This is a genomic window from Herbaspirillum sp. UBA812 (genome assembly GCF_002296545.1).
GTDB classification, from domain to species: Bacteria; Pseudomonadota; Gammaproteobacteria; order Burkholderiales; family Burkholderiaceae_D; genus Herbaspirillum; species Herbaspirillum huttiense.
In genome coordinates this window covers 14,844-28,393 of the sequence record NZ_DBIC01000292.1, presented here as the reverse complement: position 1 = coordinate 28,393, position 13,550 = coordinate 14,844, and the positions used below count along the sequence as shown (strand labels likewise).

At 64.1% G+C, this 13,550-nt stretch carries 8 protein-coding genes, 1 tRNA gene and 1 pseudogene; 6 read left to right on the top strand and 4 right to left on the bottom strand.

The annotated features are described in order from the left end of the window. The 4 genes from B3873_RS20140 to B3873_RS20125 all read left to right on the top strand — a co-directional run. Positions 1-1,546 (top strand): calcium-binding protein (locus tag B3873_RS20140; protein WP_286868575.1); only part of this gene is annotated, 1,546 nt, incomplete at its 5' end. Between the two features lie 91 nt (positions 1,547-1,637). Beyond that, positions 1,638-3,815: a type I secretion system permease/ATPase gene (locus tag B3873_RS20135; RefSeq protein WP_286868573.1), complete on the top strand. Its 2,178-nt coding sequence runs from the start codon at positions 1,638-1,640 to the stop codon at positions 3,813-3,815. Continuing rightward, on the top strand, positions 3,812-5,155 hold the full coding sequence (locus tag B3873_RS20130; protein ID WP_286868571.1) for an HlyD family type I secretion periplasmic adaptor subunit: 1,344 nt from the start codon (positions 3,812-3,814) through the stop codon (positions 5,153-5,155). Before B3873_RS20135 ends, B3873_RS20130 begins: the two co-directional genes overlap by 4 nt. After that, entirely contained in the window at positions 5,145-6,599 is a 1,455-nt protein-coding gene (locus B3873_RS20125; protein ID WP_286868569.1) for a TolC family protein, read from the top strand. The genes B3873_RS20130 and B3873_RS20125 overlap by 11 nt, the downstream gene beginning before the upstream one ends. 27 nt (positions 6,600-6,626) lie before the next feature. Here the strand turns inward: B3873_RS20125 and B3873_RS20120 are convergent, their stop codons facing one another. Continuing rightward, entirely contained in the window at positions 6,627-7,817 is a 1,191-nt protein-coding gene (locus B3873_RS20120; protein ID WP_286868567.1) for an MFS transporter, read from the bottom strand. A 329-nt stretch (positions 7,818-8,146) separates the two neighbouring features. Between B3873_RS20120 and B3873_RS20115 the strand changes: the two genes are divergently transcribed. Both B3873_RS20115 and B3873_RS20110 read left to right on the top strand, forming a co-directional pair. Beyond that, on the top strand, positions 8,147-10,720 hold the full coding sequence (locus B3873_RS20115) for an EAL domain-containing protein (RefSeq protein WP_286868565.1): 2,574 nt from the start codon (positions 8,147-8,149) through the stop codon (positions 10,718-10,720). A 125-nt stretch (positions 10,721-10,845) separates the two neighbouring features. Beyond that, a pseudogene (locus B3873_RS20110) lies at positions 10,846-10,959 on the top strand (VOC family protein); the annotation flags it as partial. Positions 10,960-11,006: 47 nt separating this feature from the next. Here B3873_RS20110 and B3873_RS20105 read toward each other — a convergent pair. The 3 genes from B3873_RS20105 to B3873_RS20095 all read right to left on the bottom strand — a co-directional run bounded on the left by B3873_RS20105 (position 11,007) and on the right by B3873_RS20095 (position 13,547). After that, positions 11,007-12,254: a hypothetical protein gene (locus B3873_RS20105; RefSeq protein WP_286868563.1), complete on the bottom strand. Its 1,248-nt coding sequence runs from the start codon at positions 12,252-12,254 to the stop codon at positions 11,007-11,009. A 291-nt stretch (positions 12,255-12,545) separates the two neighbouring features. After that, positions 12,546-12,635, bottom strand: a tRNA-Ser gene (locus B3873_RS20100). A 123-nt stretch (positions 12,636-12,758) separates the two neighbouring features. After that, positions 12,759-13,547, bottom strand: a complete 789-nt coding sequence (locus tag B3873_RS20095) for an SDR family oxidoreductase (protein WP_134135905.1) — start codon at positions 13,545-13,547, stop codon at positions 12,759-12,761. Positions 13,548-13,550 lie beyond the last annotated feature (3 nt).

Sequence of the window (13,550 nt, the reverse complement as noted above, 5' to 3'; positions counted from 1 at the left end):
CGGAGGCGATGACTATCTCGATGGCGGCGCCGGCAACGATCACATGGAAGGCGGCAGCGGCAACGATACCTATGTGGTCAGCAGTCCGGGCGATGTGGTGCTGGAGCGCGACAACGGCGGCTACGATACGGTGCTGGCGGGCAGCAGCTATGCGCTGACCGAGTTCGTGGAAGAACTGCATCTGCTGGAAGGCGGCAACTACAAGGCCGGCGGCAATGGCCTGGACAATCTCATCGTGGGCAACAGCCAGGAGAACGTCATCGACGGCGGTACTGGTGCCGATACCATGATCGGGGGCAAGGGCAACGACAGCTATTTCATCGACAACCCCGGCGACAAGGTGATGGAACTGGTAGGCGAGGGTATCGATACCGTCTACTCCCGCATCAGCACTACCCTCGGCGAGAACGTCGAGAATCTGGTGCTGCTGGATGCTGGCACCCCGCAGCGCGCCAGCATGGACGGCAAGTCCGTGCTGGTCTATGGCGCGCCGCATGACTACCACCTCGACTACGACCAGGGCGGCGATCTCGCCGGATACGATGGCACCTGTGGCGAGGCCAGCATCGCCAACCTGCTGACCATCGCCGGACAGTCCGTCAGCGAGCCCGATGTAGTGCGCCGCGCGATCCAGATGGGCTGGTGCACGCCCAAGAATGCCAGCGGCATGGGTGGCGGTACGAATGTCTACGAACGCAGCAATATTCTGGACAGCTATCACATGGCCCACCAGATTTTCACCAGCTATGAGGAGCAGAAGCTGCTGGATGCCCTGCAGGCGGGCCGCGGCGCCATCATCGGCGTGTGCTCGTCGCAGCTCTGGGGCCATGGCGACAACGGCAGTCCCGTACGCAGCGATCACGTGATCACGCTGACCGGTGTTGCCTGCGATGAAGCCACAGGCGTTGCCCAAGGCGTCTACATCACCGATTCCGGGCAGGGAAATGCCAGCGACATGTGCCGTTTCCTGAGCATGGAGCAGTTGCGTTACGCGGCCAATGTCGACGGCGCGAATGCCCTCATCACCGTGGCACCGATCAAGATGATCGACGCCAGCCTCAACGGCACCGGCAACGCGCTGGACAACCAGCTGGTGGGCAATCGAGGCAACAACATCCTCACCGGCGGCCGTGGCGACGATACGCTGGTAGGTCAGGCCGGCAACGACACCTACGTCTTCAGTCGCGGGGATGGCCGGGATCTGGTGGTCGACAACGATGCCACCAAGGGCAACCTGGATACGCTGCAGTTCACCGACATCAGGCAGACCAACCTGTGGTTCCAGCACGTGGGCAATGACTTGCAGATCGACGTCCTGGGCGGACAGGACCAGATCACCATCAAGGACTGGTACGTCGGCGGTGCAAGCGGCAGCGACAACCACATCGAGCGCATCAGGACCGCCGAGGGTTACACCCTCTACGACAGCGATGTGGAAAAACTGGTGCAAGCCATGGCCAGCTTCGCACCGCCGGCGGCAACCCAGACCGAGTGGCGCAGCGGCCAGTCCAGTGCGGACCAGGTGCTGTTGACCGTGACCCACTGAGTCCTGACCTACGGTCTATCAAGGCGGCCTGCAAGCAGGGCAGCGGCCGTCCTTGACCCACCATCCTCGAAGCAACCCTCTCGGAAATCCTATGAACCAGACGGACCACGACACCGGCCAGGCGGGGACGGACAGCGGCTTGCTGTGCCTGATCATGCTGGCCAAGCTGCACGGCATCGCAGCCGATGCCCGGCAATTGCAGCACCGATTCGGCCGCCAGCCCTTCAACGTGCAGACCATCCTGCTGGGCGCGCGGGCCCTGGGCATGAAGGCGCGCGCCATCCGCCAGCAAGCGGCCAGGCTGGAGCGCACGCCGGTACCGGCCATTTGCGTCGATCACGCCGGACACTTCTTCGTGCTTGCCAAGATCGACGCCGCGCCGCAGGAATCACCGGGCACGCCATTGCGCATCCTGATCCAGCGGCCGGGGCAAGCACCGCAGGTCCTCACGCGCAGCGAATTCATGGCGCTCTGGGGCGGCCAGGTGATCCTCATGACCAGCCAGGCCAGCTATGCGGGCGAGTCCTCGCGCTTCGATTTCACCTGGTTCATCCCGGCCGTGGTCAAGTATCGCAAGGTGCTGGCCGAGGTGCTGCTGATCTCGCTGGTGCTGCAGATCATTGGCCTGGTGACGCCCCTGTTCTTCCAGGTGGTGATGGACAAGGTACTGGTCAACCACGCCATGATGACGCTCAACGTGATTGCGGTCGGCCTGATCGCAGCCACCATTTTCGAAGCCCTGTTGACCGGGATTCGTACCGCCATCTTCGCCAAGGCCAGCAGCAAGATCGATGTGGAGCTGGGCGCGCGCCTGTTTGCCCATCTGCTGAGCCTGCCGCTGGCCTACTTCCAGGTACGCCGCGCGGGTGATTCGATTGCCCGCGTGCGCGAGCTGGAAAACATCCGCAGCTTCCTCACCGGCAATGCCATGACGCTGGTGCTGGACCTGATGTTCTCCTTCATCTTCCTGGCGGTGATGCTCTGGTACAGCGTGCCGCTGACGCTGATCGTGCTGGCTTCCATCCCGGTCTACCTGCTGTTGTCCCTGATCTTCACACCGGTGCTGCGCGCACGCCTGAACGACAAGTTCAACAAGAGCGCCGAGAACCAGTCCTTCCTGGTGGAGACCCTGACCGGCATGGACACCGTCAAGGCCCTGGCCGTGGAACCGCACTGGCAACGCAAGTGGGACCAGCAGCTGGCCGGTTATGTCGCCGCCGGTCTCACCACCACCAACATCAGCCTGGTGGCCAATGGCGGCGTGAACCTGGTGAGCAAGCTGGTCAGCGTGGGCATCATGTGGATGGGCGCGCTGCAGGTGGTGGACAACACCCTGACCGTGGGCGAACTGGTGGCCTTCAACATGCTGGCCGGCCAGGTGGCGGCGCCGATCCTGCGCCTGGCACAGCTGTGGAACGACTTCCAGCAGATCGGCATTTCCATGAGCCGGCTGGCCGATGTGCTCGATGCGCGCAGCGAAGTGGCCGGCCAGCGCACCCGCCTGCCGCGTGTGACCGGTGCGATTGCGTTTGAGCGGGTGAGTTTTCGCTATCGTCCGGAGACGCCGGAGGTCATTCGCGGGCTGACGCTGCAGATACAGCCGGGCGAAGTGATCGGTATCGTCGGCCGCTCCGGGTCCGGCAAGAGCACGCTGGCCAAGCTGGTGCAGCGGCTCTACGTCTGCGAGAGCGGACGCGTGACCGTCGATGGGCAGGATATCGCCATCATCGACACCGCCTCGCTGCGCCAGCAGATCGGCGTGGTGCTGCAGGAGAACACGCTGTTCTCGCGCTCCATCCGCGACAACATCGCCCTGGTCGATTCTTCCGCACCGATCGAGCAGGTGATCGCCGCCGCCAAGCTGGCCGGAGCGCATGACTTCATCTGCGAACTGCCCGAGGGCTATGACACGCTGGTCGGCGAGCAGGGCAGCGGACTGTCCGGCGGACAGCGCCAGCGCATCGCCATTGCGCGCGCACTCATCAGCAATCCCGGCATCCTCATCTTTGACGAGGCCACCAGCGCGCTGGACTACGAATCCGAAAAAATCATCCAGGACAACATGCGCCAGATCTGTGCCGGGCGCACCGTGCTCATCATCGCGCACCGCCTGTCGGCCGTGCGCGATGCCGACCGCATCGTGGTCATGGAGCGCGGCAGCGTCGTCGAGAGCGGCAGCCATGAGGAATTGCTCATGCTGCCCGACGGCATCTATGCGCACCTCTGTGCGCTGCAGGCCGGCAAGCCATTGCAAGGGGAGACACCATGAGTCTGCATCATCGTTCCCGGGCCTGGCTGGCGCTGTGGCAGCGCTATGGGCGCGTACTGCGGCATGCCTGGCGCCAGCGCGATCCGCGCAAGAGCGGCTTCTACGACGAGCAGGAAGCCGAGTTCCTGCCGGCCGCGCTGTCGCTGCAGGAATCGCCCGATTCGGCCAGCCTGCGCTGGACTGCGCGCCTGCTGATGGCGATGGTCTTGCTCACGCTGCTGTGGTCGCTGGTGGGCCAGATCGACATCGTGGTCAACGCTACCGGCAAGGTCATTCCTTCGGCCCGGATCAAGACCATCGCGTCCATCGAGGTGGCTAGCGTGCGCGACATCCTGGTCAGGGAAGGACAGCGCGTGCGGGTCGGCCAGATCCTCATGGAGCTCGATGCCACCAGCAGTGATGCCGAACGCGACAAGGCCGCCGACGCCGTGGCCCAGGCGCGGCTGCAGGTGGCGCGCGCGGCGGCCATGATGCAGGCGGTGCAGGAGCTGCAGGCGCCGCAGCTGACGGAGGTTGGCGGCGCAGGCCGTGCGCAGCGGGATTCTTCCGAGCGCCAGTTGCAGGGGCAGTACCAGGACTTTCGCGCGCGCCTGGCCCGGATCGATGACGAGATCACGCGCTACGCAGCGGCCTTGCAGTTGGCCAGCGCGCGTGCCGCCGATTACAAGGAGCTGATGGCCGACAACACCGTCTCGCGTCATGCATGGCTGGAGAAGGAGCAAGCGAGGGTGGATCTGCAAGGCCAGTTGAGCGAGGCCCGCAACCAGCGCACCGCGCTGCTGGCGCAGACGCAGAAGGAAGCCCACGACAGCCGCATCGAGGCCGAGAAGATCATCGAATCCGCACAGCAGGACCAGCGCCGCGCCGAAGAGCGCAGCCGCCTGCTCACGCTCATGGCCCCCGTCAGCGGCACCGTACAGCAGCTGGCCGTGCATACCGTGGGCGGTGTGGTGGCGGCGGCCCAGCCCTTGATGCAGATCGTGCCGGAGGAGGGCGATATCGAAATCGAGGCCTGGCTGGAGAACAAGGACGTCGGCTTCGTCCGCATCGGGCAGGAGGTCGAGGTCAAGATTGATGCCTTCGACTACACCAAGTACGGTACCGTCCCGGCGCGTGTGGTGCATGTCTCGCGCGATGCCATTCAGGATGAGAAGAAGGGCCTGGTCTATTCCGCGCGCATCCTGCTTTCCCGCAACAGCTTGAATGTCGATGGTCGCAGTTTGCCGCTGTCGGCCGGGCTGGCCGTCAATGTGGGTATCCGGACCGGCAGCCGGCGCGTGATCGAGTATGTGCTGTCGCCGTTGATGCGGCATCAGAAGGAGGCTTTGCATGAGCGTTGATGACTTTTTGCAACCGCGCCATGCGGTAACGGCCCTGATCCTGATGGTCTCGCTGCTTGCGGCACCGGCTGGTGCGGCCCCGCCTGCGCGCTTCGATCCCTTGCTGGCACGCCCGCCCGAACTGGACAAGGGAAAGATACTGCCCGGCGACGACCGTCCAACGGGCTGCGCAACCAGCCCCTTCACGCCCGGCAAGGTGCTCACGCTGGTTGATGCGGTGGACCTGGCGCTGTGCCATCAGCCCCAGGTACAAGCCTCATGGGCCGCGATCAAGCTGCAGTCGTCGCAACTGGGCGAGGCGCGTGCAGCCTACCTGCCCACCCTCGGGGCGGGTGTCGGCCAGTACCGCGAGAGCGCCACGTCGGACCAGGGCAGCAGCAAGCGCTCGATCGGCACGCTGTATGCGACGCTGACCTGGCGCCTGCTCGACTTCGGCGGGCGCAGTGCCAACCAGCGCGCAGCCGATGTGCTGCTGCAGGCGGCCTCGGCCAGCCAGGACGCCACCCTGCAGAAAGCCATGGGCAATGCCGTCGGCCTGTATTACGACGCCCACAGCGCGCGCGCCGCACAGCAGTCGCGCGAGCGCAGCCTGGCGCTGGCGCGCCAGATCCTGGAGGCCGCCATCAAGCGCGAGCAGCGCGGCGTGGGTGCCCTGCCTGAGACCTTGCAGGCACGCACCTTCGTGGCCAGGGCCGAGCTGGAACTGGCGCGCGCCATCGGCCAGTACAAGCGCAGCGTGGTGATGCTGGCCGTGGGCCTGGGTTTGCTGGACGAGGCGGGCGACGTACCGGTCATCACGCTGTCCTCGGAGACCGAGGAGGATCCGCTCGGGCTGGAGCAGAACCTGCCGGGCTGGCTGCAATCGGCCCGGCAGTATCACCCGGCGATCCTGGCTGCACGCGGCCAGGTGGAGGCCGCCCGCGAGAAGGTGAGAGTCGCCGTGGCCGATGGCCTGCCGACGCTGGACATGACGGCCAGCCGTTACATCAACGGCCGTCCGAACCAGCCCGGCAGTCGCGGCGATCGCGATACGGTGGTCGGACTGAACCTGACCATCCCGATCTTCGATGGCTTTGCCAACGGCTACAAGGTCGATGGCGCGCAGGCCCAACTGGAGATGCGCGAGGCCGAGCTGCGTGAAGTACAGGCGCAGGTGCTGGGCGACATCGCCACTACCTATGCAGAGGCGACCACCGCCTTGCGCAGCATGTCCTCTGCACGCGGCCTGCTGGAAGCGGCCCTGCGCTCGGTAGAGTCCGTGCGGCGCAAGTACGACACGGGTGCGGCCGATATCGTGGAGATGCTCAACGCCCAGACGGCCCTGGCCGATGCCGAACTGGAACGCATCCGTGCGCTGGGCGAGTGGCGCTCGGCGCGTTTGCGCCTGCTGGCCAATGCCGGCGAGATGGGGCGGGCCAGCTTCACCAAGGCCGCACGCCGGTGAGCGCGCGCGATTGGTGGCGCAGGCGAATCAGGTTGGCTGGCCTGGGCGCGCTGCGCGGCGCCAGGTCTGCCAGCCGACCAGCATCGACAGCGCAGCGCCCAGCGCGAACACCAATCCGGAGGCGGTGCGCTGCTCGATGGCCAGGGTCAGTACGGTGGGCATGAGCACCACGCCGATGAATCCGGCAAACACGCACAGCCCGGTGGCCCGGCCCACTTGGGCGCGCGGCACGAGGATGGCGATCTCCGAGAACAGCACGCCATTCCAGGCCACCACCGCCACCCCGAGCGCGGCGGCGGCCGCATAGAACATCAGCACCGGTGTGGGCGCAAAGGCCGACCACGCGAGAATGGCAAAGCCCAGCGTGCCCAGCAGGCCGGAGACGGCCAGCATGCGCAGCGCCGGCACGCCGCGATCAACGCAGCGGCCCCAGATCAGCCGGAACACCACGCCCACCAGATTGAACAGCGTCAGCAGCATGGCGGCCTGCTCGATCGACATCTGCTGGAAGCCGTGCAGGAAGGGCAGCAGCATGGCAATGGCAGTGACCTGCAAGCCCGAGAACAGGAAGGCCACCAGCGTCAGGATGCGCAGTGGCGGATGGCTGCGCAGCAGCGACCAGACGCTCTCTGCGGATGCTGCGCCTTTGCTGGCTGCCGGGGCCGGGTCGTGGTCTTGCGCCGACTTGCTGTTGAAGGCGATCGCACCGAGCAGGCCGATCAGGCCCGGCGCCACGAAGGCCCACAGCAGTCCGACGTGCTGCGTCATGACCGGCACCAGCAAGGCCGCCAGTGCAGCCCCGGCGGGGACGCCGCTTTGCCGGATCGAGAACAGCAGGCTGCGGTTTTTCAGCGGGCCGCTCTGGCTGAGGAAGTAGGAACTGGCGGGCGTGATGCCGCCGTAGCCCATGCCCATGAGTACGCTGCCGGCCAGCACCCCTGCCACGTGGGTGGCCGCGATGAGCAGCATCCCCAGGGCGCAGAGTGCCAGGCACCAGCGGCTGACCTGGAATGCGCCGAGCCGATGGACGCGGTTGCCGAACCAGATCGACGAGCAGGCCGCCGCCGCGTAGAGCACCGCCGTGTAGACCCCGACCCAGCGGACGGAAATGCCCAGCGTCTCGGCCAGCAGGGGCGAGATGGTCAGCACGGCGGTCGCGGCAAAGGAGGTGGCGATCTGGATGGCGGTCAGCAGGAGCAGGGCGGTGAAGGGATGCATGGACAAAATCGCGTTACCGGACTGGCCGGAAAAATAAGGATGCCTGCGCTTTCCCGCACGGCAAATCCGTTGCGGCGAGGCATCAAGACCATGATTGTAGGAAAAGACACGCGTTCATGCTTTTCCTGATAGCGTCGGACACCGGAAGCCTGATAGCCTGAAGCCGGGACGCAGTGACAGCAGAGGGCCGCAGCGGAGCGCTAGGCCACCCATCGCCACGCATCACCACGCAATATCAGGCGATACCAGGCGATATCAAGCAAGACGGGGAGCACCAGCCAGAGAGCTTGGCTCACCACAGCACGCGCAACAGCGGCGGGGAAGGGGAAATGCGATTTCTCAACAAACATCACCAGTGGAAGATCGGGCAGCTCATCGCGGGCGCGCTGATCTGTTTCCTGGGCTGCCTGGCGGCGTTCGGCGCGGCAGGTTTTTTCTGGCTGCAGCATGACCTGGAAGAGAAGATCGTGCAGCCGCTGCTGGAGCGCGAACTCAATCGCGTGCTGGAGGGCTTCCGCTCCGAGTACCTGGCGGGTGGGGTGTTCATCAAGCAGATGCAGGGCCTGATGCTGGAATCCTCGATCCCCCTGCATGGCGATCTGCGTTCGCTGGCCCGCTTCATCGAGTCGTTGGCGCGCCGCGAGAATGCCGAGGAGCCGCGCTTTTCCTACATCCAGTTCGGCAACAACCGTGGCCAGCTGATTGCCGTCAATCTCAAGGGCTACGGCAGCCTCGACTACTACCTGCAGGATGACGCCCATCCCGGCCTGCAACACTTCGACCAGCGCCCCGACGGTGAGCACCTTGCGCCGTTGTCCGTCACGCCTGACTACGATGCCCGCCAGCGTCCCTGGTATGTGAATGCCACCGCCGAATGCCCGCAGGTCTCCGCGATCTACTTCAGCATGGGAGCCGATGCGCAGTGGAATGCGTCCATGACTTGTCCCGTCAATCGCTCGCCGGAAGACCAGGGCGTGATTGCCGTCGATCTCTCGCAGGCGCGGCTGCAGCATCTGCTGGATGCGGCAGTCCAGCAGTCGCTGGTGGCGGGGGTCTTCATCGTCGATGACAATGAACGTGTATTGCTGCAATCGGACCGGCTCAGTGCCGCCGACAAGCGCTTCCTGATCGACCAGCCGCCGGGCAGCCGCGCGCGTTTTACCGAACTGGCCATTGCGCGCCTGGCGGACCGCTCGCGCATGGTCAATCTCAAGACCGATGCCAATGGCAAGTTCCTCATTTACCAGCAGCCGCTGTCGAAGATCGATGGCGCACCCGCCGAACTGGCCGGTTATCGGGTGCTGGTGATTTCGTCCCGCTCTGAACTGCTGTCGGTGTTCGATGGCATCTTCTGGATCAGTTGGGTCGCACTCGCGGTCATGCTGGTCGGCGGCCTGGTCCTGATCCGCCTGTATCGCGGCAGCATCACTTCGCCGCTGATGCGTCTGCGCCATCAGGCCGAGCAGGTGGCTTTTCGCGAGGCCAGCGGGACGCATCGCTTCGAGCTGCTCTATCCCAAAGGCTGGGCCATCGAGGAAATCGTCTCGGTGCAGGATGCCGTCGAGCGCATGGCCGGCAATCTCTACCGGCTGTATCACGAACTGCGCGACAAGGTCGACCGCGATCAGGAAAGCGGCCTCCTGAGCCTGATCGGCGCAGCCGAGCGGCTGGAGCAGAGCGCGTGGGAACAGGCCACGGTCTGCATGGTGGAAATCAACAACTATGTGGTCCTGTCTGATGCGCTCAACAAGGTCGCGCTGCGTCACCTGTGGCAGAGCCTGTGCCAGCAGGTGGCTCCTGTGTGGGGCGACTTTGCGGCGCAGCGGCTGGTCCGTTGCCGCTACAGCGAGAGCCGCATCGCCGTGGTGATGCTGGGCACGCCTGCCGAACATGAGGACATGCTGCTGCGCCTGCGCAGCAAGTCCGAACTGGTGCTATCGACCGGTGGGGCGGAAGAGGTGCGCGTATTCCTGAGTTTTGGCGTGAGTGTTTGCGAACAGCGCAGCAAGGCCGCCATGGAAAAGAGCCTGGCCAATGCCGCCATTGCATTGCGCCAGGCGCAGCAGCCGGGCGGTGGCGGTTACTGCGTGTTCCAGCCGGCCATGCTGGCGCGCGAAGAACGGGTGCAGGCGCTGTTGGCGGCCATGGACGCCGCCACGCTGGAGGCCGAGTTCAGCATGGTCTACCAGCCCATCTGCGATCTGCGCAGCGGTGCGCTGCACGGCGTGGAGGCACTGATGCGCTGGCACTCGCCGGCCTTCGGCGCGGTCTCGCCAGCCGAATTCATTCCGCTGGCCGAACGCAGCGAGCGTATTTCGCAGCTGGGTGCGCTGGCCTTCCGCAAGGTGGCGGCCGATGTGGCGCAGTGGCAGGCGCTGGGCATCCTGCCGGAAGGATTCACGGCGCACGTAAACGTCTCGGTGCGGCAGGCGATGAACGTGCACTTCTTCGAACAGGTGCGCGACATCGTTCTCAACGCCGGCGTGGCTCCGCCGATGATCACGCTGGAGCTTACCGAGAGTCTGCTCATCGATGACTCGCATCATCTGCAGGCGCAGTTCCGTCAGTTGAGCACGTATGGGTTCGGACTGTGCCTGGATGATTTTGGAACTGGCTATTCCTCCTTGTCGACGCTGCACAATTTTGATTTCAACTGCGTGAAACTGGATCGCTCCTTCATCCTGCGCGTGAGCGAAGAGGGACGCGCCTCGTCGCTGCTGCCGGCCATCATCGGCATCGCGCGCTCGCAGCAGATGGAGTGCGTGGCCGAAGGCGTGGAGACCGAGGAGCAGGCCGAGCTGCTGCGAGGCATGGGCTGTGCGTTCGTGCAGGGTTATCTGTTTGCGCGGCCGATGGCGGCGCAGGCGCTGGTGGCGTGGATAGGTAGCCGGGACCGGGCGTGAACGCCGTTATCCTGTTGAGTCGATTGCCGGAACATTTCAGCGATCTTTTGGCGGCAGGGGGTAGCGGCTGGCGTATGACACGCGCCCGCGCTTTTTGACATACAATGCTTCGTCATGTCTTCCTGGGGGATCTGGATCTGTGCTTCATGGCGTCGGTGCCGCTGGCGCAGGTGATCGCGCGTTTGCAGGAGAAGGGCTGGCCGATCATTGAGGGGCCGGTGTTGCGGACGGGGGCGACGCATGGATGAAGTTCGAAACGATCTTGCCCGGCAACGCTGATGCGGCATCATCGTTCAAGCGGATACACACAGTCCGCCCGGCAAGGCTCCAGAAAAGAGGTGCGCACCGACTTGACCAGGCCGATGTAATCCGAGCGTTTGTTCCTCGTGTAGACGATGTGAATGGCCTCGCCATAAGGCCCGGGCTCGAGATCCCAGGCCCAGTAAGTCTTGCCGTTCTCCGCCTGGAAGAGGAAGAACTGCCCGGTCCTCGGAAGCTCCACAGGTTGACGCAGCGTTCTGGTCAGCAGCGCACTCTGGCTGCGCAGCACCCTGCTCAGGCGCGCATGCGCCGGTCCGGGCAGGACACGTCGTGCAGCCCTTCCATTTTCGCCTGATTCTGCTTCGTCGCGCAGCGACGCGTCCAGCGCGGGTGGCTCGTCGCCCATCGCCAGATAATGCCAGTAGATGTATCCGAAGTAATAGCCCTCCCTGCCGAGCCGCCATATCGAGGTCGACTCTCCCGTATTATCAATATCGCCCTCGGCGTCGGCAAAAAAAGCGGCCAGACCGGCCGGCCCGAAATACTTGTGCGGCCATTCCGCCGTGACGAATGCGTCATTTGTCTCCTCGCTGCTCATCCGCTTTTGCAAGGCCTTGCAGGCGGGATGCCGACAACGCTGATCAGTCGTGATCACGGTCTTCATGGAGCAGACGGTACGCATCCGATATCGGCCATTCGGCTCTTTCTCGAACTGGTGGATATTGAGTCCCTCGTGGTCACCGTTGACGGTGGAGACGAGGTAATTGATTCCTTCGAAGCGCACGAAATAAGGCGAGAGCAGAACGCCATTATTGACGCTGCCCTTGTCGATCAGGCGCTGCGATTGACCGTCCTCCTGCTTGCCGAACTCAAAAAACTGGATGAGGGCAAAGCGTCCTGATCCATTCACGTTCCAGACGTACAACTCATCAACCCCGTCATTATCCGCGTCCACAAGGGCAGCCCCGTTGTCATAGTCGGTCCAGGAGAGCAGATCAATGTCAGAGCGATCGATGAGGGCTTTTTCCACGGCATTGGGTTCACGTGCCGGGTTCGGCAGCGTGGGATGCCGGGGGTCTTTGAGATACGGGGTGAGTGCCGCGCAAAGATTGTCTGCCGATGCGGCCCATGCTGGCACAGCACACGCCAACAGGAAGATCAGGCAGATGATTTTTCTTGTTAATGAATTCGCTGGTGACATCGGGGCGAGGAAGGTGGTGGGATGACGTTGATCAATGGGTGACAGGTTGAACTGTAGCAGCCCGATGTTCACTTGTCGTTACCCGATATCAGGATCGGGAGTGGTATCAAAACTATGGCCTGTTCACATTCAGTCTCCGAAAGAGAGAGCTGGTCAGGTGTGGTCTGTCTAGGCGCGGCCACGCGTCGTAGCGCTGTTGCGGCGACGATCTCCAACAACGGCAGGCAACCCATCTCACGTCTGCATATGAAATGAGCTCTAGAGATATGAGCGCGGTATTAAGTACTAAGACGTTTTGAAATTCGGATGAATTTGCTGGCAGAAATGAAAACGGGCCCATTCGGGCCCGTTTTCATCATGTCCTGGCGGAGGCTGTGAGATTCGAACTCACGGACGGGTCACCCCGTCGGCAGTTTTCAAGACTGCTGGTTTAAACCACTCACCCAAACCTCCTTGCGTGGCAGCCGGGCATGTTGCCCGTCGCACGAGGGCCGCATTATACATCACATCACTTGCTTTGCATCCACCCTTTCCGGCATGCAAGGCATCCGCCCACAAGACGACCCGGCATCCCGCTCAGAATGTCCCCGGATAAGCACCCCCATCCATCAGCAGATTCTGCCCCGTGATGAACCCCGCCTGCGCACTGCACAGATAAGCGCAGGCATCCCCGAACTCGGCCGGATCGCCAAAGCGTCCCGCCGGATTGAGCTTGCGCCGGTCCGCCAGCACCTCGTCCACCGTGCGCCCACTCTCCTTGGCCGCCCCCGTCGCAGTGGAACGCAGGCGATCCGTCTCGAACGGCCCCGGCAGGAGATTGTTGATGGTCACGTTGTGCGCCACCGTCTTGCGCGCCAGCCCCGCCACAAAACCCGTCAGCCCCGAGCGCGCGCCATTGGAGAGCCCCAGGATATCAATCGGTGCCCGCACCGCACTCGACGTGATGTTGACGATGCGCCCGAAGCCGCGCGCGATCATCCCATCCACCGTCGCCTTGATGAGCTCAATGGGCGTCAGCATGTTGGCGTCGACCGCCGCGATCCAGTCATCCCGCGTCCACTCACGAAAATCGCCCGGCTTGGGTCCGCCGGCATTGGTCACCAGAATGTCCGGGGCAGGGCAGGCGGCCAGCGCCAGGGCGCGTCCTTCCGGGGTGGTGATGTCGCACGCGACCGTGGTGATGATGGCACCGGTGGCGGCGGTCTCCGTGCGGATGGCCTGGGCCGTTGCTTCCAGTGCCTCCGCGCCGCGCGCCAGCAGGGTGACGTGCACGCCTTCGCGCGCCAGCGAGAGTGCGCACGCGCGGCCGAGGCCCTTGCTCGATGCGCACACGAGGGCGGTTTTACCTTTGATGCCGAGATCCATTCT